Genomic DNA, 21851 nt, shown 5'->3' on the forward strand with positions numbered 1-21851 from the left:
TGGTAACTGGAACAAGCAATGAGGCCAGTCATGAACCAGCATTACCGAGACACGCGCAAGATTGACCCCAGCCGGGGCGCGACGTTGGGCGATGGCACGCCAAACGAAAATGACAGGATTGAGATTGGGCCGACACAACTTGCTTTTGAGGAGTGGGCTGCAGCCGGGCTTGAACTTCCCAATCTGGCACGTATGCGGGAACACCGCTGGAAGCGGCTGACGCAGGCCGTCGTCGATCGTGGTTATGGTGGCTTGCTGATTTTTGACCCGCTGAACATCCGCTATGCGACCGACAGCACCAATATGCAGTTGTGGAACACCCACAACCCGTTCCGCGCAGTGCTGCTGTGTGCAGATGGCTATATGGTGATCTGGGACTACAAGAATTCACCCTTCCTCAGCACTTTCAACCCGTTGGTACGTGAACAGCGCTCGGGCGCTGACCTGTTTTACTTCGACCGGGGCGACAAGGTTGACGTGGCTGCGGACGTCTTCTCGAACGAAGTACGTGTACTGATCGAAGAGCACAGTGGCGGCAACAAGCGTCTGGCGGTCGACAAGATCATGCTGCACGGATTGCGCGCGCTTGAGGCGCAGGGTTTCGAAATCATGGAAGGCGAAGAGCTGACCGAGAAAACCCGCGCCATCAAAGGACCTGACGAAATTCTCGCCATGCGCTGTGCCAATCATGCCTGCGAGACCGCCGTTGCAGAAATGGAGAAATTTGCCCGAACCAATGTAGGCGATGGCAAAACCTCCGAAGATGATATCTGGGCTGTTCTGCACGCGGAAAACATCAAGCGCGGGGGTGAGTGGATCGAAACCCGCCTGCTGGCCTCGGGTCAGCGGACCAACCCGTGGTTTCAGGAATGCGGCCCGCGGATCACCCAGCAAAACGAGATCATCTCGTTCGACACCGACCTGATCGGATCCTACGGGATTTGCATCGACATTTCGCGCAGTTGGTGGATTGGCGACCAGAAACCGCGCGAGGACATGATCTATGCCATGCAACACGCGCACGAGCACATTATGACCAATATGGAGATGCTCAAGCCCGGCGTGATGATCCCGGAACTGACAGCAAATGCTCATGTTTTGGACGACAAGTTTCAGGCGCAGAAATACGGTTGCCTGATGCACGGTGTCGGCCTTTGCGATGAATGGCCGCTGGTTGCATATCCGGATAAGGCGGTTGAGGGCTCTTATGATTATGCACTGGAACCTGGAATGGTTTTGTGCGTCGAGGCTTGCGTGGGCGAAGTCGGCGGCGATTTCAGCATCAAACTGGAGGATCAGGTTCTCATAACAGAAGATGGATACGAAAACCTGACGAAATATCCCTTCGATGCCCGATTGATGGGGCTTGAATGAGGCCAAGGCCTCACTCTGACCAATGCGACCGGCGCACGTTGCCGTGCCAGTCTTCGATAGTTGGTCGTATCTGCTCCTGGGACCCGCTGAAAACAGCAGGCTGGGATTGCCCTACGGCATAGCCTAGGACCCCGGCCAGAACAATTGCCAGCATTGTTTGCAGAAGTATCTTAGGAAGTTGTGCGGCAGCGTCTGCATGTGCCATCTGCGTCTCCTGTACCAATAGTCATGATCTGTAGATAGGCAGGGCAAATACATTAATACAGCGAATGTTTGTTCAACTTTAAATCACGAATATTGATACCACTCTGGTCAATCGGTAAATTGCGACCAGACCTGCCAGACACTGGAGGCACCCGTCAGATATCGAAACACTCGCAAGGTTCTCACCTTCACGTGACGCATTTTACAAAAGGGTTGTGACCCGGCGGGCTTACACACAGTATTGGGGATGTTCCCCCGAACCACTCAAGGAGCCGACATGCCCACGGAACGCATCACTTTTGCCGGACATGACGGCAGCCAATTGGCCGCGCGGCTGGATCTTCCGGATGGTCCTGTCCTCGCAACGGCCCTGTTTGCCCATTGTTTCACCTGTTCCAAGGACATACCCGCGGCCCGGCGCATTTCTGCCCGACTGGCGGCCATGGGAATTGCGGTGCTGCGGTTCGACTTTACCGGGCTGGGCCATTCCGAAGGAGAGTTCGCCAACACAACCTTCACGTCGAATGTCGAGGATCTGATTTCAGCCGCACAATATCTGGCCGGGCGCAACATGGCCCCTGCCCTTTTGATCGGCCACTCGCTTGGCGGCGCAGCGGTTTTGCGGGCACGCGCCGGTATTCCGACGGTAAAAGCCGTGGTCACCTTGGGCGCACCGGCAGACCCCGGTCACGTATCACATCACTTTGAAAACGCCCTGCCCCAGATTGAACAGGACGGCAGCGCCGAGGTTACTTTGGGCGGACGCCCGTTCCGGATTGGCAAAGCGTTCGTGGATGACATCGCTGAAACGGCCTTGTCCGCTTCAATCGCTGACCTCAAGGCCGCTCTGCTGATCCTTCACGCCCCTCGGGATGAAACGGTCAGCATCGACAATGCGAGCACCATTTTTCTTGCAGCCAAACACCCGAAAAGTTTCGTCACCCTCGACGATGCCGATCACCTGATCACGCGGGCCTCTGATGCCGAATATGCAGCGGATGTCATCTCTGCTTGGGTATCGCGCTATGTGAAACTATGCCCACCCGCGCCTCCACCGGGTGCACCGGAAGGTGTTGTTCGGGTGACCGAGGCCGATCCGGCGGGTTTCATGCAGGATATTCAGGCAGGCCCACACCATCACGCGGTCGCCGATGAGCCAGCCTCGTACGGCGGCACAGATAAAGGCATGTCGCCTTATGGCTTTGTCTCTTCCGGCCTCGGTGCCTGCACGTCCATGACAATACGGATGTATGCGCGGCGCAAGCGCTGGCCACTGACCAGTGTCAGCGTCGATGTATGCCATGACAAGGTTCACGCTCAGGATGCGGGTTTGGCGAATGAAGGCAAAGTGGACCAGTTCCGTCGCAAAATTCGGCTGAGCGGACCGCTGGATCAAGAGCAAAAGCGGCGCCTGCTAGAGATTGCAGACAAGTGTCCGGTTCACCGGACACTCGAAGGCTCGGCACGTATAACAACCGAACTTCTTCCTTGAATAGAAGGCCGCCAGACTGGCGGCCTTTTGCTTATCAGCGGCGCGGTGCCGGTCGATGGATCGGCGGTCGGGCTGCAGGTGGCCGTGCCGTTGGGGGCCTTGGCCGCGCGGGCGGTTTGGCAACCGGCGGTTTCGGACGATCCGGGCGCGTTGGTCGATCTGGGCGATTTGGCCGGTCCGGTGGATTGATATCCACATTGATGTCACGGCGGTAGTAATCGTTCCAGAGCATCGAGTCATAAAATGGATCGTACCCATATCCGACCCCGACCGTCACACCATCACAGGCCGACAGCGTGAACGTGGCAGCTCCCAGTCCCAGTGCGAGGGAAACCCGTTTGATCAGTTTAAGGCTCATCGCACTCTCTCCCTCACTGAAGCGACCGGAACGACGCGAAGACGGCGTTCAGATCATCTGCATAATCCGGGTTCGCTCCGTCACGAAGAATAGCAACGGCTATGGCAACACGGCCCCGCGGCAGATCAATGACGGTGGCCGTAAAGCTCACTCCCTTGCCATCCCGACGTCCGGACCCACGGTAAACCCGGGCGGGCAACCCGCCTATACGAGTGTCGCTGGTGCTGGTTACAGTCGGATCATTGACCAGAAACTTGTCGATATCCTGCAGATACCGGATCCCGTCCTGAATGGTCGCAACCCCCGCCGGAGAGACAAAGCCCATCCAGACCGTGTCATCTGTTACAGGACGCAGCCCCATAACCCGAGCCACCGCGCGCGGATCTTCCAACTCGGTGTCTTCGATCTCACGCGGACCACCGGTCCGCAGCAGCCAGAAATCGGGCACGTCGAAACGAAACAGCGCGCGACCATCCTCGGTGTATGTCACCGGAGTGTCGGCCAGCGCAGAACCTGCTGCTCCCACCCAGAGAATGGCGCAGGCGGCAAGTATCGGACCTGTTAATATACGCATATCCTAATAACCTAATGATTTCTATGCCCGCAGATTGAACTGCAAGGATACGCCTTGTCCAGCACTGCGTTGCAAAGAGGGAAGAAAGCCGCGTTCGAACCTCGTCAAAAACAAGGATGACAACTGTCAACTGTCGGGGCTAAAACCATTATCCTTAAAGACGCGTAGAGTGTTTATTGGGCATAGACGCCATCGGTCCGGCCACCCGCATCATCAACAAAACGGATCATTTCCCCTTTACGCAGGACATCATAGCAAGTCCACAAATCGGCAGGTGGCCATGTCGAGCAATATTGATCCCCTCTTACCGCCCAACGCCCCGCGCTCGGTCCGCCCGAAAAATACTGCGTGATCATGTTGGCTTCAAAAGTCTGCCAAACGCCCGCGCCGTATTCCAGTTTCTTGCCCGTTAAAGCTGCCAAGATTTCCTCACCTGACAGTTTCTGGAAGCCGTCTGCCGCCAAAACACCCGGCCAGAGGGCGAAAATCAGGGCAAACCGTCTCATACCTGCTCTCACATCTTGTTCCCTAACGCACACGGGGCTAAACCCCGCGCCAACGCCTCATCCCAATCACATAAAGGTGCTGCCGCCAATGATTCCCCGTTATTCCCGCCCTGACATGGTCGCCATCTGGTCGCCGGAGTCCAAGTTCCGCATCTGGTACGAAATCGAGGCGCACGCCTGTGACGCCATGGCCGACCTGGGCGTGATCCCGCGTGAAAATGCAGAGGCAGTGTGGAAGGCCAAGAATGTGGAATTCGATGTGGCCCGCATTGACGAGATTGAGGCCGTCACCAAGCATGACGTCATCGCCTTCCTGACCCATCTGGCCGAACATGTAGGCAGCGAAGAGGCTCGGTTTGTGCATCAGGGCATGACCAGTTCGGACGTTTTGGATACCTGTTTCAATGTACAGCTGACCCGCGCCGCCGACCTGCTGATTGCCGACCTCGAAGGTTTGCTGGCCGCTCTGAAACGTCGCGCAATTGAACACAAGAACACCGTCCGTATCGGCCGCAGCCATGGCATTCATGCCGAACCCACAACAATGGGCCTGACCTTCGCGCGTTTCTATGCCGAGATGGACCGCAACCTGTCTCGCATGCGCGACGCACGCGCCGAAATCGCAACGGGTGCGATCAGCGGCGCCGTCGGCACATTTGCCAATATCGACCCACGCGTCGAGGAACATGTCTGCGATCAACTTGGTCTGGTGCCCGAACCGATCAGCACACAGGTCATCCCGCGCGACCGTCACGCAGCCTTCTTCGCGACGCTGGGCGTCATCGCCAGCAGCATCGAGAATATCGCCGTCGAAATCCGCCACATGCAGCGGACCGAGGTGTTGGAGGGGGCAGAGTTTTTCTCGATGGGGCAAAAAGGCTCCTCTGCCATGCCGCACAAGAAAAACCCGGTTTTGACCGAGAATCTGACCGGTCTGGCGCGCATGGTCCGTGCCGCAGTGATCCCGGCGATGGAGAACGTTGCACTCTGGCACGAGCGCGACATCTCGCATTCCTCGGTTGAACGCATGATCGGGCCGGATGCCACGATCACACTGGATTTTGCGCTGGCCCGACTGACTGGCGTGATCGACAAGATGCTGATCTTCCCCGAGAACATGATCGAAAACATGAACAAGTTCCCCGGCCTCGTGATGAGCCAGCGGGTTCTGCTGGCGTTGACCCAAGCAGGGGTCAGCCGTGAGGATGCCTATGCCATGGTGCAGCGTAACGCGCTGAAGGTTTGGGAACACCGCACCGATTTCAAAGAGGAACTGTTGGCGGACGCCGATGTGACGGCCGCACTCAGCCCTGAAGAAATCGAAGAGAAATTCGATCTCGGCTATCACACCAAACATGTCGATACAATTTTCGCCCGTGTGTTCGGCGAATAACACTTCGAGTTCAACATGAAAGCCCGGACCCGTTCTGCAATTCGCAGAGCGGGTCCCGTCTTTTTGCCAGATTGGCAGAAATGCGTTATTCTCATGGTGCATGTTCCATGAAAGGAAACACCATGACCCGAACCGTTCTTGGCGCATTGGCCCTTGTTTTCATGGCTTCCGCAAGCCTTGCCTGCAGCGGGCACGCCAAACAGACACAATCCTGTGCACCCGGTACATCCTGGGACGCTGAAACGCAAAGCTGCACGAAGTCCGTCAACAGCTAACAAATTTCTTTCCTACTTGTGAATAAAAGCCACCGTTCCACTGTTAGCTTTTTTGTAGATCGCACTATGATTTTGAGAGCAGCCCCGAGAACGGAGTAGGAATATGCGCCTTTTGTTAGCTTCTGCCCTTGCTTTGCAAGCCTTCGCCATTGCCCCGGCCGTCCATGCCGCTGGAGGTGACAGCAGCAGCCCGCCAAAACCGACGAATACGACCAAGAAATGTCTGTTTGGTCGGGTCTACGACGAAGCCAGAGGTCGGTGTGTCAAACCCAACAAGACCAATTTGTCCGATGATCAGCTATATAATGCCGTTCGCGAATTGGCCTATGACGGGCAATACGGGCGCGCGCAAGATATCCTGCGGATCATGGATCAGGACGATGACCGTGTGTTGACATATTGGGGTTTTACCTACCGCAAGATAGGCGAGTTGGAGCTCGCGAACGTCTTCTATCAGAATGCCATCAGCGCCAATCCCAACAATCTTCTGGCGCGCAGCTACATGGCACAGGGCTTTGTAGCCGAAGGCAGAACCGATCTGGCAATCGAGCAATGGCGCGAGATCAAAGCCCGTGGCGGCGAAGGGTCCTGGGCCGAGGCGTCACTGCGCGAAGCCATCCGCACAGGGCTGACCTACAACTACTAAGCTTCAGGGTTATTTAACCCGACTCCCTCTAGTCTGCCCGTGGTTCGGAATTTTTGGCACTACGGGCAGATGCAGGACACAAACGCATTGATACAAATGGCAAATGGCGGTTCAGCCCCGCTTGCCGCAGGGGATGATGACGCGCCGCAAGTTGTTCCGCGAACTTTGACCGGTCGGCAAAAAGCGGCCGTCGTCGTACGCCTCTTGCTGAACGAAGGCGCGGATATTCCACTGGAAGAACTTCCCGACACATTGCAGGAGACGTTGACCCATCAGCTTGGGCAAATGGGCCTTGTGGATCGCGTGACCCTGGGCGCCGTGGCGCAGGAATTCGGTGATGCTTTGGACAATGTTGGCCTGGCTTTTCCGCACGGGCTTGCAGGTGCATTGGATGCCGTGAATGGAAAGATCGCGTCAACGACGGCGGCGCGATTGCGCAAGGTCGCCGGGGTGCGTCAGATTGGCGATCCGTGGCAACGTTTGGGTGGCGTCCCGATTGAAGATCTGGCGGCCATGGCTCAGGCGGAAAGCACCGAAGTGGCGGCCGTCATGCTTTCAAAAATGGATACCGCTCAGGCGGCTCAGATGCTGGGTCGCATGCCCGGCCCGGTTGCACGTCGAATTACTTATGCCGTCTCGAAAACCACAAATGTCACTCCCGAAGCGGTTGAGCGTATTGGCTGGTCTCTGGCCGCGCAACTAGATCAACGGCCTGCTCAGGCTTTCGACAATGGTCCCGGAGCGAGGGTAGGCGCGATCCTGAATCAGTCGGCGGCCGCCACACGCGACGACTTGCTGAATGCGCTGGACGAGGACGACGCTGATTTTGCCGACTTGGTGCGCCAGTCGATCTTCACCTTTGCCCATATCGCGCGCCGCATCACAGCGCGCGATGTTCCCTCCATCCTGCGTGAAGTGGAACAGCCGGTTCTCGTCACGGCATTGGCAGGTGCCGCCGCAGATGATGACAAGGCATCTGTCGAGTTTATTCTGTCGAACATTTCGTCCCGTATGGCCGACAACCTGCGCGAGGAAATGGGCGAACGCGGGCGTGTCAAACAATCAGAAACCGAAGACGCCATGACACAGGTCGTTGGTGCCATTCGCACTCTGGTCGACGCCGGATCAATTGCTCTGATCGAAAAAGACGACGAGGAAGAAACCGGGTGACGTCGTGAAAGCGGATATTTAGCACTGACCGGTCAACTGATGCGGATCAAAGTATCCTGTTCGTCTGGACGCTTGAGCTTACAGGCGTCGGGTTGTATGTCTTTCTCAGCAATTCGCAACACGCGGTGAGACACCTCCATGCCCGTCGAAAAGTCGGAGCTCAGCCGGTTTGAGCTTGGGAAATACTATGTCGCCAATCTGTTTCTGCAGGGGGTCATCGGCGCTATGCGCTTGATTCCTTACAAGCGACGCATTGCGACAATGGGGGCCATCGTCCGGTCTCTGGCACCTGTTGTCGGGTTTCGCAAACGTGTCCGTCGGAATCTGAAGCTAACCTGCCCCGACCTGTCCGAAGCCGAGATCAAGCAGATCTGTCGCGACGTTCCTGACAATGCCGGCCGTGCGATAATGGAACATTTCTCACCGGAAGGGTTCACCGAACGGCAGAGCAAGGCGAAAATAACCGGGCCGGGCATTGCCGCCTTTGATGCAGCAATTGCCCAAGGGCGTCCTGTCATGATGATCACTGCGCATTTCGGCCATTATCTCGCCGCTCGTGTCGCCTTGCAAAACCATAGCGGTCAACCGATTGGCTGCCTGTATCGGCGCATGGCCAACCCATATTTCAACGACGCCTATGTCGAAGCGTTTTACAAAACCGGTGCTCCGATGTTCGAACAAGGGCGACGCGGGATGGTCGAAATGGTTCGCACGCTGAAAAAAGGCGGGATTATTGCAATCGTGTCCGATCTTCACGCGCAGGGCGGAGAAGAGCTTATGTTTTTCGGAAAACCTGCCATTACATCTGTTTTGAACGCAGAATTGGCTATCAAATACAATGCCGAACTGATTCCATGCTACGCTGTGCGGCAACCTAATGGCATCGATTTCGAGATCATATTGCATGATCCGGTACCCCATACAGATCCAAAGACCATGACCCAGTTCACCAATGACGATCTGGAAAAGATGGTGCGACAGCACATGGGACAATGGTTCTGGATTCACCGGCGCTGGAAACACTGGAAGGGACTGGGCGTCAAGCCGGAAGAAATGCCCTGATCACTTTACCCATGCTGCAGCAACGATTGGTCCGTGACCAGCCCTTTGCACCAATACAACGGCAGGCAGGTCAGACCCTAGCTTAGCGGAAAAAGTCTGCGGGGCCGCTCCATCCCACTGTCCCGCTATCTGCCAGGTCTCAACGACGTTGGCATAGTCCAATTCGTGTCCGGCCAGCTCTCCGCGACGGATCGATGCGTGGCGCATGGGCGAATACTGAATGATGCGCACGTCATAAGTTTCATCTTCAGGCAACTCGACAGGTGTTACATCCACAGTGACTTCATTGGCAGTTCGGATAGCCGTCACAGTTGCTTCCGGCGCGGCTTTCAGGTGCGCGTCGATAAGTCGATCCAACTCACGCGATTGCGCCCCGACAATATCATGCTGCCCGTTTATCACCATCTGCGGCGTATAGATCATGGAACGGCCACCTTCGCGGGCATAAGCCCGCTGCCGCAGCGTATGATCGGGGTCGGCATATTCATCCTTCCACCCGATGTAATCCCAATAGTCGACGTGCAAAGCCAGCCCAATGACATCGTCGCGCTTGGCCAGTTCATGCATGATCCGATCCGCCGGTGGGCAGGATGAGCACCCTTGAGATGTGAACAACTCAACCACAACCGGGTCTTCCTCTGCTACGGTATGCGTGGCAAGCAGACAGGAAAATACAGTGGTCAAAGCAATGGATTTGAACATGTGAACTCTCGGTTTGAGCGGTTGGGTTTCAGGGATAGCTGCTTTGACGCTCAACAGCCAATCAACGTTTCTTGAGACTGTGATACATATTTACACGAAATTATGTGTACAATAGTATACAGAACTACCTCCCAGCCCTTGTTCAACCTTGAATCAGAGGCTTTGGTGATGCAGATAACATTCAGCAACTCCTAATATCCAAGTCATTTGAGAGGGAGGCCACGGATGCCCATCAAAGTCGGACAGGATACCGCCAAGACACGCCGCAACCTAAGCGTGAATGGTAAATCCATTTCATATTATTCGATCCCCGCCGCGCAAGAGGCCGGCCTGGGTGATTTCTCCAAACTGCCTGCCGCGTTGAAAGTGGTGCTGGAAAATATGTTGCGGTTCGAGGATGATGGTTTCTCGGTCTCGGTCGATGACATCAAGGCATTTGCGGAATGGGGTGCCAAAGGTGGTAAGAATCCCCGCGAGATCGCATATCGCCCTGCCCGCGTTCTGATGCAGGACTTCACCGGTGTTCCGGCCGTTGTGGATCTGGCCGCGATGCGTGATGGCATCAAAGCGCTAGGTGGCGACGCGCAGAAGATCAACCCGCTGAACCCGGTTGATCTGGTCATCGACCATTCGGTCATGATTGACGAGTTCGGCAACCCGCGCGCGTTCCAGATGAACGTGGATCGCGAATACGAACGCAATATGGAACGCTACCAGTTCCTGAAATGGGGTCAGGGTGCATTCAACAACTTCCGTGTTGTGCCCCCCGGCACCGGTATCTGCCACCAGGTGAACCTTGAATATCTGGCGCAGACCGTCTGGACCGACACCGACCAGGACGGCAAAGAGGTCGCCTATCCCGATACCCTTGTCGGCACCGACAGTCACACCACTATGGTCAACGGCATGGCCGTACTGGGCTGGGGTGTTGGCGGGATCGAGGCCGAGGCCGCGATGCTGGGCCAGCCGATTTCGATGCTGATCCCCGAGGTCGTGGGCTTTGAGTTGACCGGTGATCTGGTCGAAGGCACCACTGGCACAGACCTTGTTCTGAAGGTCGTGGAAATGTTGCGCGAAAAGGGCGTGGTGGGCAAGTTCGTCGAATTCTACGGCGAAGGTCTGGATCGTCTGCCACTGGCAGACCGCGCAACCATCGCCAACATGGCGCCGGAATACGGTGCAACCTGTGGCTTCTTCCCAATCGACGGCGAAACCCTGCGCTACATGCGCAATACGGGACGTGACGAAAACCGCATCGCTTTGGTCGAAGCCTATGCCAAAGAAAACGGCTTTTGGCGCGACGAGAACTATGCGCCGATCTACACAGACACCTTGTCGCTGGATATGGGAACTATCGTCCCAGCGATCTCGGGTCCGAAGCGCCCGCAGGACTATGTTGCTCTGACCAATGCCAAGGCCGCTTTCACCAGGGAAATGGCCGAGACCTTCAAGCGCCCAATGGGCAAGGAAGTTCCTGTCAAAGGCGAGAACTATACGTTGGAGTCCGGCAAGGTCGTGATCGCCTCGATTACCTCCTGCACCAACACGTCGAACCCCTATGTGATGATCGGCGCAGGCCTTGTCGCGCGCAAAGCGGCCGCTCTGGGTCTGAACCGCAAGCCATGGGTCAAAACCTCGCTGGCACCGGGTTCGCAGGTTGTGTCGGCCTATCTTGAGGCCGCGGGCCTGCAGGAGGATCTGGACAAGATCGGATTCAACCTCGTGGGCTACGGCTGCACCACCTGCATTGGCAACTCTGGTCCGATCCAGAAAGAACTCTCTGAGGCAATTGCCGAAGGTGATCTGGTCGCCACTTCGGTTCTGTCGGGCAACCGGAACTTCGAAGGCCGGATTTCACCGGATGTGCGCGCCAACTACCTGGCCTCGCCGCCGCTGGTCGTCGTTTACGCATTGGCGGGCACCATGGATATCGACCTGACATCCGAGCCCATCGGTCAGGACAAGGACGGCAACGACGTCTATATGAAAGACCTGTGGCCAACCCAGCAAGAGGTCGCCGAACTGGTCGAACAGACCGTAACGCGCGAAGCGTTCCAGTCCAAATACGCCGACGTCTTCAAGGGCGACGAGAAATGGCAGGCGGTCGAGACCACAGATGCCGAAACCTATGACTGGCCGCCAACTTCGACCTATATCCAGAACCCGCCCTATTTCCAGGACATGGGACCTGAGCCGGGCACAATTTCGAACATCGAAGGTGCCAAGGTTCTGGCCGTTCTGGGCGACATGGTCACGACCGACCACATCTCGCCTGCGGGGTCCTTCGCGACCACCACGCCTGCGGGCAAGTATCTGACCGAACGTCAGGTTCAGCCGCGTGAATTCAACTCGTATGGCTCACGCCGGGGCAACCACGAGGTCATGATGCGTGGCACCTTCGCCAATATCCGCATCAAGAACGAGATGTTGGACGGCGTCGAAGGCGGCTACACCAAAGGGCCGGATGGCCAGCAAACTTCGATCTACGATGCGTCGATGGCGCATCAGGCCAACGGCACGCCTCTGGTCGTTTTTGGTGGTGAGCAGTACGGTGCCGGTTCGTCCCGTGACTGGGCTGCCAAAGGCACAGCGCTGCTGGGCGTGAAAGCCGTAATCGCTGAGAGCTTTGAGCGTATCCACCGTTCAAATCTGGTTGGCATGGGCGTCATTCCGTTCGAATTCACAGGGGGTGACACGCGCAAAACGCTAGGCTTGAAGGGCGATGAAACCGTCTCGATCCACGGTCTGGACACCATTCAACCGCTGCAAGAGGTACCCTGCACAATCGTCTATGGCGATGGAACTGAGAAGACCATCACCCTGAAGTGCCGCATCGATACCGCACCCGAGATTGAATACATCGAAAACGGCGGCGTGCTGCACTATGTGCTGCGTAACCTTGCAAAGGAATCGTAACCCGATAGCGATGCGACCAATCAAAACCTCCGGCCAACAACCGGGGGTCTTTTGTTTTCTGGTCATTCATTCGAAAACCTGAAACTGTTGGGCAAGGTCATCCACAGGAACCATTCACCATGAAGAAACCCAACGCTCTGCTGGTTTGCTCCCTCAGCGTTATTGCAGTGATCGGAATATGGGGTGTCGTGGACATTCAAAGCTTGGTGACCTGGGCAAGTGGTATCGTCCAACAGACCTTCCACAGCCGCGGCTGGTTCGTGATGCTCGCTGCTTCAGGTATGTTGATCGGATGCCTGTTTTTGGCGTTTTCACCGTATGGCAATATCCGCCTTGGCCGGGATGACGAAGAACCAGAGTTTTCCACGGCCACATGGATTTCGATGTTGTTTTCCGCCGGTATGGGCGTCGGCCTGCTGTTTTGGGCAGTGGCAGAACCGCTAACTCACTTCAACTTTATCGCAGGCATGGCGCCGGATTTCATCGCGGCGCAGCAAGCCATGCTGGCAACGAACTTTCACTGGGGGCTACATGCCTGGGCGATCTACGGCTCCACCGCGCTGACGATTGCCTATTTCAGTTTCCGGCGCGGCACCGGCATGATGGTCAGCGCCCCGATCCAAAGCCTGTTTCCCGGTGAACGCTGGGCAGAACGTGTCGGGTGGCTTTCAGATTTCATGGCAATCGTCGCAATAGCCATCGGTGTTGGAGGTTCCATGGCTATGGGCGTGTTTCAGGTGGCAGATGGCATCGCTGTTCTGGGTGGCCGGGAAACGGTCGGAGCCCTTTTGATTGGCGTTGTCTTTCTGGCCATGGTCGCTGCGTATATCCCGGCGCTCTTGATCGATCTGGGTCAAGGCATGGCGCGTTTATCCAACGCAGCTATGCTGATTGCGATCGGCCTTGTGGCCTACACGGTAATCCTCGGCCCGACTGAATATCTTCTGAACACCGTCGTTCAGGGATTCGGCGACTATGTCACCAATGTCCTTCCAAGGGGCTTTCAGACTTTTACGTTTTTCGGCGATGACGTCACCAAATGGTTCAGCGATTGGACACTTACCTATATGGTCTGGTGGATCGCCTGGGGACCATTTGTGGGCGTCTTCGTCGCCCGCATCTCTCGCGGTCGAACAATACGAGAATTCGTGATCGGAGTACTGTTCGCCCCCACGTTGTTTTCGATCCTCTGGTTCGGCGCTTTTGGTGGCATCGGGCTTTTTGAAGCGCTCAATGGCGCGGGCGAACTTCTGGCTTACACCCAAACGAATATTGAGCGTGTGACCTTTGCCCTGCTCGACCGCTTACCGCTGTCTCTGATCACGACCCTCGCTACTGTAATGGCTGCATTTTTGTTCATTGTGACCAGCGTCGTAAGTGCGGCATTTGTCCTGGGCACTTTCTCGACGGGTGGGGATGAAAACCCTCCTCCGCGTGTGCGTCTGATCTGGGGGGCATTGCTTGGACTTCTAAGCGTTGCAATGATCCTTTCTGGATCAGTTGACTCGGTGAAAATCCTCATCTCGCTTGGAGCCTTGCCGTTTGTCTTTATTTCGGTCCTGCTGATGGTTTGCCTGTTCCGTGGACTGAGAGAAGAGGGGCAACGCGATGCTGATCGGTGATCTCACAGACACCCTGATGAACCTCGTAACGTTCGCTTTCATTGCTGCAATGTTCTGGATACTGCTGCGCAAGTGACAGAATTCTAAGCGCGTAAAGATCAGTGTTGAATCTCGGACACTTTGCCGATCTTGTGTGCCAATGGATAAAGTTGCCCTGATAACCGGTGGCGCCCGCGGGATTGGGCGGGCAATAGTCGAAAACCTAAGCCCAGATCACCATATCGCGTTCACATGGTTGGCCAGCGAGCCCGATCCAGATTTGCTGAAAGGCGACGCTCTGACGATTCAGTCTGACCTGACGAAAGACAATCAACCGACTTTGGTTGTCGAACAGGTCATCGATCACTTCGGGCGGCTGGACGTGATCGTTAATAACGCGGGCCTTGTCCGTTCCACTCCGAAGCAAGAGTTTAAGGCTGAGGATCATCGGGCGATCCTCGATCTCAACCTTCTGGCCCCTGCCGCGCTGCTCACTGCTGCGTTGCCACATCTGAAACGCGGTGCATCCATCGTCAGCATCTCATCCATGAACGCAACGCTGCCGCCGCGCGATGCCGTGACTTATGGGGCAAGCAAAGCCGCACTGAACCTCTGGACACGTGCCATGGCGAAAGAGCTTGGCCCGGACGGTATCCGTGTCAACGCCGTCGCGCCGGGCGCCATCAACATCCCCGAAGCCCCCCGGCCAGACGACCTGACCTCGCTTTTCGTCGAAGAGACCGCATTGGGCCGGATCGGAACACCTGAAGATATCGCCTACGTCGTACGGTTTCTGGCATCGGACGCGGCAAGGTTTGTTACCGGAGAGGTTCTGGGCGTAACCGGCGGCTATCGTCTGTAGATCCGCTTAGGCTTGGCTATAGAACCGACCTCAACTGCCTGCAGCTTTTTCCAAGGCGGGGCGAAGGGTGTTTTCAATCACCCGCTGCGTGATTGGGCCCGCAAATCGCAGGATGATCGTACCATCGCCATCAATCACATAGGTTTCGGGAACACCATAAAGGCCCCAATCCAACGCCATGCGGCCCTGCTCGTCACGCCCAATAGCGGCGTAAGGATCGCCAAGCTCGGTCAAAAACGAATCGGCATTGCTCAGCTTGTCTTTGTAGTTGATGCCGTAGACCGGGATACCTTCTGAAGCCAGGGCTTCCAAATTGGGATGCTCGGCGCGGCAAGGCGCACACCAGCTGGCCCAATAATTGACCAGCTTGACCTCTCCATCCCGCAGCGTAGCATCATCAAACAGTTTCTTTTCCGGGAACTCGCTCAGAACCACAGGCGGGGCCGGCTGACCTTCCCGGGCAGAGGGCAACGCGTTGGGATCCTCGCGGAACATGCCGATTCCGGCCAAAACCGCGAATGCGCCGAATATCAAAGGCGGCGCGATCATCAGGGGCGAAATTTTAGCCATTGCGCGACATCCTTTGTTCGACCTTTTCCATTTCAGTTCGCACCTTGCGCCCACGCATCACACTGAACACGATCAATGCCACAAGCAGTGCGATGGACACAGCATAAGACGACAGGACAGTGTCAGCATATTTTCCAAGATCGGGGATCATCCGCCTACCCTTTCCCGCGCCAGCAGCGCCTTGACACGGCGTGCACGGATTTCAGTACCGGTACGGTACAATACCAGAGCAACGAAAAGCAGAACAAATCCGATGATGCACAGCAACAGCGGATAGAAGTAGATGTTGCTTACTTTCTCTTCGGTATCAGCTCCGGTCACAGCTGCTGCGCGCATGACCGACGCGCCCTGATGCAAGCCCTGGTTCCAGAAGTTTACCGCATACCGGCTGAGGATCGCAAATACCGATCCCACCAGACACAGGACAGACGTCAAATCAGCTGCTGTATCCGGGTCTTCGATGGCTTCCCAAAGGGCGACATATCCAAGATAGAACAGGAACAGGATCAGAAACGACGTCAGACGCGGATCCCACGCCCACCAGGTGCCCCACATCGGCTGTCCCCAGATCGCCCCTGTGAGCAGCGCAATCAGGGTCATTACGATCCCAATCGGTGCGGCAGCCCGCGCTGCCAGCGCACTGACATGGTGACGCCGCACCAACCAGACCAGCGAAGTTGCCAGCATCATAAGCCAGCAATTGATCGCCATCAGTGCCGCAGGTACGTGCAGATAGATGATCTTGACCGTCGACCCTTGTTTGTAGTCGTCAGGCGTGAAGAAAAAGCCCCAGACCAGACCGACGACGATACAGATGATCGAGACGATCCAGAAAAACGGCAGGACACGTTCACTGGTCGCAAGAAACTTGCGCGGATTGGCGTATTCCCAGAGGGCGTTGGCTTTGGCTGCGATTGACATGGGCCCTATCTAGTCCGAGTTGGGGGGTTTCTCAATTGACATCAGTCAAAGCTGGGACGGTTCACCGCAGATTGATACGTAACACAGCTGCGCTGGCAAAGGGCAACAATGCGATTGTTGCCGCCGTGATCCCCGCCAGCATCAACAATGGGGTCTGCACTTCCATTCCTGTTGCCCCACGCCGGGCGACCTCGGCCCCGAAAATCAAGGTGGGCACGTAGAGAGGGAGCACCAGCAGCGACAACAACAACCCGCCGCGTTTCAGGCCGACGGTCAGGGCTGCGCCGAATGTTCCGATCACGCTCATGGCCGGAGTTCCGATCAACAGAGAGATTACAAGCCAGAAGAACCCTGGTACTGGCAGGTTCAGCAAGACCCCCAGAAAGGGTGCGGCCAGAACCAGAGGCAGGCCTGTGGTCAGCCAGTGGGCCAGCGCCTTGATGGTCACAACTGATTCCAATGGCAGGGGAGCTGTCGCCAACAGGTCGAGCGACCCATCCTCCCAATCCAGCGCCAGAAGACGGTCGAGAGACAGCAGACAGGCCAGCAAAGCCCCCAACCAGAGGACACCGGGTGCAATAGTGGACAGCAACGAGGATTGCGGCCCCACCGCAAACGGAACCATCACGGTTACGATCAGGAAAAAGGCCAGACCTAACCCAAACCCACCGCCCGCACGGAAAGCCAGTTTCAGGTCGCGCATCAAAAGGGCGATCACAGGAAACCTCCGTCGAAATCGTCAATGGGTTTGGGCTTGGCTTTGTTGGGGCCCACGTCCAGAACCTCTCCGTCCAGACCAAGGTCGATATGGGTGGCGATCAGGGCCGACCCGCCCTGCCCCAGATGCGCGCGGACCGCATCGGCGAACATCTGCACAGCATTCTTGTCCAGCGATACGGTCGGTTCGTCCAGCATCCAGATTGGTCGCCCGGTGACCAGCATTCGTGCCAGCCCCAGCCGCCGTTTTTGTCCAGCCGACAGGTTCCCGGCATGGCGATCAGCCAACTCGTTCAACTCGAATGCATCCAACGCAGTTTGAATACCGTTGGTGCCAAAGACAGAAGCCCAGAATGTCAGGTTTTCAACCACCGTCAGCGTCGGTTTCAACCCGTCTGAATGGGAGGCATATGCGATCTGGTCCTCTGCCCCTTCGATCTTACCTTCCAGCGGAGGCTGCAAACCGGCCAGCGTGCGCAGAAGGGTCGTTTTACCGATCCCGTTCGGTCCGCGCAGAATCAGGGCTTTGCCCGGAGGCAGCTGAAAGCTGAGGTGCTCCAGAACAGGAACGCCACCACGGGTGATCGAAAGGTCAGTTACAATCAGAGTCATGAGACCCGCTTATCGGAATGTCATCAGAGGCAAAAGGTGGGATTTGCCGCAGTTCGGTTGCAGAAACTTTGTCAGCCGAGAACAATTTGAGGGGGCCGTCCCTACACGCCCTTCGATACCTTTAGCCATATTGGGAGATCCCGTCAGACCGGCATCAAAGCGAGCGCAATGCGGCGCCCTTCTGAAAGGAGTATGTTGTAGGTGCGGCATGCGGCAGGAGAGTTCATGATTTCAACGCCAATACCGGCATTTTCCAACTCGGCGCGCAAGGTTTGGGGGATATGGGTCATGTGCGTGCCCGTACCGATGAACAGAACGTCGATTTCATCAGCCAATTCCAGAAGCGGCTGCGAATCTTCATAGCCACCCCAGTTTGAGGGCCCTGCAGGCCCCGTCAGTACAGCGCCTTCAATTATCTCACCACCAATACGGAAAAAACCGGGACCATAGCCATCCACCGGTTTCGCATCTGTAAAGGTAACCTGGTTCAGACGCATGTCATCCCTCCTTCAATCCAGGATCGGCAGCCCTGACACCACTGCTGTCAGGATGACCGAATAGGCCGCGACGCGATAAAAGCGTTCTAATTTCGGGTCGAACAGCGCTTTGCCGATCAGCGTGGTGGTCAGATAGGGCAAACCCAGCAACAGGACAATCCACAGGATCGTCAGATCCGCAGCACCTCCGATCAGGATACTGAAGACGATGGCCACGTCCAGCAACGCTAGAAAGATGATCGTGTTGGCGCGAATTTTGCGCACATCTGTGGAACTGGCGAGGTAGAAAACAATGACAACAGGACCGGTCAACCCGGTCATTCCACCGATCACCCCGGCACTGCCTCCGATCGCAAGCCGCCCGGGTATTCCCAGTTTCCCCTGCCAACGCCAGCCGGTTATGACCGCCAACAGGGTCAGGCCAATGATACCGCAAGCAATCCATCGCAGCACGATTGTGTCCACCTGCGCCATGATCCACAAACCAAGCGGCACGGTCACGGCTGCAGCGATCCCCAATGTGCTGATCTCGCCCTTATCGCATTCACGCCACGCCTGCGGCGCCAGCGCAAAGGTTGATACGATCCCGGTGGCCGCCATCAGAAAAACAACATCCGCAATTGGCAGGAACTGAGTCGCAACCGGAACAAAGATCATCGCGGTGCCGAAACCAGTGAAGCCGCGGACAAGACCCGCGGCTCCGATAGTTAACATCAACCAGCCAAGGCCCGGCAGGGCCAGAGCCTGTTGCAACGCCTCAGGCATCGATATTGGCAAACTGATTGCCCGCCGTGTTCGACGGTTTGGACCAATCGCGCTTGACGCCAAGCCACAACAGGATGGTCGAGGCCACGAAGACAGACGAATAGGTCCCGACGATCACACCCCAGATCATCGCAAACACAAAGCCGCGGATCACGTCGCCACCCAGAACATAAAGAGAGATCAAAGCCAGCAACGTGGTGACCGAGGTCATGACGGTCCGGCTGAGGGTTTCGTTGATCGAGATGTTCAGGACCTCTTTAAGGTCTTTTTTCTTGTATTTTCGCAGGTTCTCACGCACCCGGTCGAAGACAACCACGGTATCGTTCAGTGAATAGCCCACGATGGTCAGAAGCGCCGCAATGATCGCCAGATCGAAACGGATCTGCAGTTCCGAAAAGATGCCGATGGTCAGGATCACGTCGTGGACAAGGGCTGCCACAGCACCCAGCGCGAACTGCCATTCGAACCGCAGCCAGATGTAGACCAGAACCGCGCCGATGGCCAAGGCCACGGCGATGACCGCCGTCTGAATCAATTCGCCGGATACTTTGGGGCCAACCGATTCCACGGATACGAACTGAATATCGGGAACAACCTGCTGTAGTGAGTCTTCCACTGCTGTGATGGTTGCAGCTTCCACTGCCTCGGCGTCTTCCTGCGCCTGGATGCGGATCATGGCGACATTTTCGTCCGCCCCGAAGGTCGGATCGAAAATCTCGGTGATCGTCACATCGCCCAGCTCAAGCGGCGCAATGGCATCCCGGTAGGCACCGATGTCGATCTCTTGCGCGGATTGGGTCCGGATCGTGGTCCCGCCGCGGAAGTCGATGCCAAAGTTCAGCCCCTGCAGCATGAAGGACGTGAAAGCCACAACCATCATCAGGGACGAGATGCCCAGCCACACCTTCCAGCGGCTGAAGAAATCGAACGAGGTGTTCTGTGGTACGAGTTTCAGTCTCATGTCAAACCTCGATCGTTTTCGGACGGCGGCGTTCGAACCACATCACGACAAATAAGCGCGTGACAAAGATCGCGGTGAAGGCCGAGGTCAGGATACCAAGACCCAGCGTAATCGCGAAACCGCGCACCGGGCCGCTTCCCATGGCAAACAGGATCACTGCAGTGATGAACGTCGTCACGTTGGCGTCGACAATGGCCGACAGCGCCTTTTCATAGCCAAGTTCAATGGCACGAGCCGGGCCTCTGGCGGATTTCAGTTCCTCGCGGATACGCTCAAAGATCAGGACGTTGGCGTCCACTGCCATACCGACTGTCAGCACGATCCCCGCGATACCCGGCAGGGTCAGGGTTGCTCCAATCAAGGACAGCAGACCAAACAGCAGGCCCACGTTGATGATCAGCGCGACGTTTGCAAAAAGCCCAAACAGACCATAGCTGAGCGCCATGAAGGCCAGCACGGCGACAAAGGCCACGATGGTGGCGACTTTACCCGCATCAATGCTGTCCTGCCCCAACTCGGGGCCAATGGTACGTTCTTCGAGGAATTCAAGCCCAGCAGGCAGTGCGCCAGCTCGCAGCAGGACGGCCAGATTGGTGCTTTCCTCGACGGTAAAGTTACCGGTGATGATGCCCGACCCGCCTGGAATATGGCTTTGAATTACAGGGGCCGAGATCACCTCATCATCCAGAACGATGGCAAACGGGGCGCCGATATTGTCGCGTGTATAATCCCCGAACTTGCGCGCACCGGATGTGTTGAACCGGAAGTTGACGGCAGGGCGGCCATTTTGATCGAACGCAGGCTGCGCATCAACCAGTTCCTCACCCGTTACAACCGGAGCGGATTCGATGGTGTAGTAAACGCCGCTCTCGTCAATCGACGGCACGATTTCTTCACCAACGCCTGCAGCCGCATCCGGGTCGGTGCCCCGCCCGGCAACCGGGTTGAATGTCAATTGCGCCGTGGTGCCGATGATCTCTTTCAACTCACCAGCACTGCCGATGCCCGGCACCTGGATCAGGATGCGATCTGCGCCCTGACGTTGAATTGTCGGCTCTCGGGTACCCACTTCGTCGATTCGGCGACGGATGATTTCCAGCGCCTGGCGAACCGTGCGGTCATCCGAGGCCAGTTTTTCAGCGTCGGACAACTGAACAACAATCGTGTCGCCATCGGCGCGGGCTTCAATATCCGTGGCCCCGACACCTGTCAGCGTCTGCACCTGACGGGCCAGACCGCGCACAACTTCCAATGCCCGCGACATGCCCTCGGGTTGGCTGATGCGCACGCGAATCTCATCGGGGGCTGAATCCTGACGACGGATTGTTCCAACAGCGGAACGTTCATCGCGCAAGGCGTCACGGATTTCCGGCCACATAGCCTCCATCCGGGATTCATAGACGTCCTGCACCTGAACTTCAGCCAGCAGATGCGCGCCGCCGCGCAGGTCCAGGCCCAGATTCACCAGTGATGAGGGCAGCCAGCCCGGCCATTGCCCGGCTTCAGCCTGCATCTCAGGCGTGTCAACGCCCAGCTCAATCGCGGCCTTGGCATCGTTGGATTGCTCGACCCGCGTGTAAAACGCGTTTGGCAGGGCCATGAGCAAGCCAGTCACACAGACAAGCCAGATCAGAACCCGCTTCCAGGTATCAATTTGCAGCATTACCCTGCCT

General features: G+C 56.7%; 24 protein-coding genes. 10 read left to right on the forward strand and 14 right to left on the reverse strand.

The genetic code is table 11. The features are described from left to right. Positions 1-30: 30 nt before the first annotated feature. The gene (gene dddP, locus ACR0K5_RS08845) at positions 31-1374 is read left to right on the forward strand and encodes a dimethylsulfonioproprionate lyase DddP (RefSeq protein ID WP_480629316.1); all 1344 of its coding nucleotides are present in this window, start codon (positions 31-33) and stop codon (positions 1372-1374) included. Between the two features lie 10 nt (positions 1375-1384). Here the strand turns inward: dddP and ACR0K5_RS08850 are convergent, their stop codons facing one another. Then, entirely contained in the window at positions 1385-1579 is a 195-nt protein-coding gene (locus ACR0K5_RS08850) for a hypothetical protein (protein WP_480629317.1), read from the reverse strand. Positions 1580-1855: 276 nt separating this feature from the next. Between ACR0K5_RS08850 and ACR0K5_RS08855 the strand changes: the two genes are divergently transcribed. Then, positions 1856-3070: a bifunctional alpha/beta hydrolase/OsmC family protein gene (locus tag ACR0K5_RS08855; RefSeq protein ID WP_480629318.1), complete on the forward strand. Its 1215-nt coding sequence runs from the start codon at positions 1856-1858 to the stop codon at positions 3068-3070. A gap of 34 nt (positions 3071-3104) precedes the next feature. Here the strand turns inward: ACR0K5_RS08855 and ACR0K5_RS08860 are convergent, their stop codons facing one another. From ACR0K5_RS08860 to ACR0K5_RS08870, 3 genes are all read right to left on the reverse strand, one after another. Beyond that, positions 3105-3428 carry a hypothetical protein gene (locus tag ACR0K5_RS08860; protein ID WP_480629319.1) on the reverse strand — a complete coding sequence of 108 codons (324 nt, stop codon included), beginning with the start codon at positions 3426-3428 and terminating at the stop codon, positions 3105-3107. Positions 3429-3441: 13 nt separating this feature from the next. Then, positions 3442-4002, reverse strand: coding sequence for a hypothetical protein (locus ACR0K5_RS08865; protein WP_480629320.1), 561 nt, complete (start codon positions 4000-4002; stop codon positions 3442-3444). A 173-nt stretch (positions 4003-4175) separates the two neighbouring features. Next, positions 4176-4508: a hypothetical protein gene (locus ACR0K5_RS08870; protein ID WP_480629321.1), complete on the reverse strand. Its 333-nt coding sequence runs from the start codon at positions 4506-4508 to the stop codon at positions 4176-4178. An 88-nt stretch (positions 4509-4596) separates the two neighbouring features. Between ACR0K5_RS08870 and purB the strand changes: the two genes are divergently transcribed. From purB to ACR0K5_RS08895, 5 genes are all read left to right on the forward strand, one after another. Continuing rightward, the gene (purB, locus tag ACR0K5_RS08875) at positions 4597-5901 is read left to right on the forward strand and encodes an adenylosuccinate lyase (RefSeq protein WP_480629322.1); all 1305 of its coding nucleotides are present in this window, start codon (positions 4597-4599) and stop codon (positions 5899-5901) included. A gap of 107 nt (positions 5902-6008) precedes the next feature. Continuing rightward, entirely contained in the window at positions 6009-6176 is a 168-nt protein-coding gene (locus ACR0K5_RS08880) for a chitin-binding domain-containing protein (RefSeq protein WP_480629323.1), read from the forward strand. Positions 6177-6279: 103 nt separating this feature from the next. After that, positions 6280-6822, forward strand: coding sequence for a tetratricopeptide repeat protein (locus tag ACR0K5_RS08885; RefSeq protein ID WP_480629324.1), 543 nt, complete (start codon positions 6280-6282; stop codon positions 6820-6822). A 96-nt stretch (positions 6823-6918) separates the two neighbouring features. Continuing rightward, positions 6919-7992, forward strand: a complete 1074-nt coding sequence (locus tag ACR0K5_RS08890) for a flagellar motor switch protein FliG (protein WP_480629376.1) — start codon at positions 6919-6921, stop codon at positions 7990-7992. Between the two features lie 138 nt (positions 7993-8130). Continuing rightward, positions 8131-9054 carry a lysophospholipid acyltransferase family protein gene (locus ACR0K5_RS08895; protein ID WP_480629325.1) on the forward strand — a complete coding sequence of 308 codons (924 nt, stop codon included), beginning with the start codon at positions 8131-8133 and terminating at the stop codon, positions 9052-9054. Here ACR0K5_RS08895 and ACR0K5_RS08900 read toward each other — a convergent pair whose 3' ends face one another. Beyond that, complete coding sequence (locus ACR0K5_RS08900; RefSeq protein ID WP_480629326.1) at positions 9055-9756, reverse strand: DUF1223 domain-containing protein; 702 nt, start codon at positions 9754-9756, stop codon at positions 9055-9057. Positions 9757-9981: 225 nt separating this feature from the next. Between ACR0K5_RS08900 and acnA the strand changes: the two genes are divergently transcribed. The 3 genes from acnA (at position 9982) to ACR0K5_RS08915 (ending at position 15135) form a co-directional block, all read left to right on the forward strand. After that, entirely contained in the window at positions 9982-12672 is a 2691-nt protein-coding gene (acnA, locus tag ACR0K5_RS08905; RefSeq protein ID WP_480629327.1) for an aconitate hydratase AcnA, read from the forward strand. 119 nt (positions 12673-12791) lie between these two features. Next, positions 12792-14294 carry a BCCT family transporter gene (locus ACR0K5_RS08910; protein ID WP_480629328.1) on the forward strand — a complete coding sequence of 501 codons (1503 nt, stop codon included), beginning with the start codon at positions 12792-12794 and terminating at the stop codon, positions 14292-14294. Between the two features lie 139 nt (positions 14295-14433). Beyond that, positions 14434-15135: an SDR family NAD(P)-dependent oxidoreductase gene (locus ACR0K5_RS08915; protein ID WP_480629329.1), complete on the forward strand. Its 702-nt coding sequence runs from the start codon at positions 14434-14436 to the stop codon at positions 15133-15135. Between the two features lie 30 nt (positions 15136-15165). Here the strand turns inward: ACR0K5_RS08915 and ACR0K5_RS08920 are convergent, their stop codons facing one another. The 9 genes from ACR0K5_RS08920 to secD all read right to left on the reverse strand — a co-directional run bounded on the left by ACR0K5_RS08920 (position 15166) and on the right by secD (position 21841). Next, a complete protein-coding gene (locus ACR0K5_RS08920; protein ID WP_480629330.1) occupies positions 15166-15705 on the reverse strand; it encodes a DsbE family thiol:disulfide interchange protein in 540 nt (179 codons plus the stop codon). Further along, complete coding sequence (gene ccmD / locus ACR0K5_RS08925) at positions 15698-15856, reverse strand: heme exporter protein CcmD (RefSeq protein WP_480629331.1); 159 nt, start codon at positions 15854-15856, stop codon at positions 15698-15700. The genes ACR0K5_RS08920 and ccmD overlap by 8 nt, the downstream gene beginning before the upstream one ends. Next, positions 15853-16626 (reverse strand): heme ABC transporter permease, encoded by a 774-nt coding sequence (locus ACR0K5_RS08930; protein ID WP_480629332.1) that lies wholly within the window; start codon positions 16624-16626, stop codon positions 15853-15855. The genes ccmD and ACR0K5_RS08930 overlap by 4 nt, the downstream gene beginning before the upstream one ends. Positions 16627-16687: 61 nt before the next feature. After that, on the reverse strand, positions 16688-17344 hold the full coding sequence (ccmB, locus tag ACR0K5_RS08935; protein ID WP_480629333.1) for a heme exporter protein CcmB: 657 nt from the start codon (positions 17342-17344) through the stop codon (positions 16688-16690). Beyond that, on the reverse strand, positions 17341-17955 hold the full coding sequence (gene ccmA, locus ACR0K5_RS08940) for a heme ABC exporter ATP-binding protein CcmA (RefSeq protein ID WP_480629334.1): 615 nt from the start codon (positions 17953-17955) through the stop codon (positions 17341-17343). The genes ccmB and ccmA overlap by 4 nt, the downstream gene beginning before the upstream one ends. A 143-nt stretch (positions 17956-18098) precedes the next feature. Beyond that, positions 18099-18452 (reverse strand): Mth938-like domain-containing protein, encoded by a 354-nt coding sequence (locus ACR0K5_RS08945; RefSeq protein ID WP_480629335.1) that lies wholly within the window; start codon positions 18450-18452, stop codon positions 18099-18101. Between the two features lie 12 nt (positions 18453-18464). Continuing rightward, complete coding sequence (locus ACR0K5_RS08950; protein ID WP_480629336.1) at positions 18465-19229, reverse strand: TSUP family transporter; 765 nt, start codon at positions 19227-19229, stop codon at positions 18465-18467. After that, positions 19210-20178: a protein translocase subunit SecF gene (gene secF / locus ACR0K5_RS08955; RefSeq protein ID WP_480629337.1), complete on the reverse strand. Its 969-nt coding sequence runs from the start codon at positions 20176-20178 to the stop codon at positions 19210-19212. Before secF ends, ACR0K5_RS08950 begins: the two co-directional genes overlap by 20 nt. Position 20179: 1 nt before the next feature. After that, positions 20180-21841 (reverse strand): protein translocase subunit SecD, encoded by a 1662-nt coding sequence (gene secD / locus ACR0K5_RS08960; protein WP_480629338.1) that lies wholly within the window; start codon positions 21839-21841, stop codon positions 20180-20182. Between the last annotated feature and the right edge of the window lie 10 nt (positions 21842-21851).

The sequence above is a fragment of the Ruegeria sp. AB9 genome, assembly GCF_056542585.1.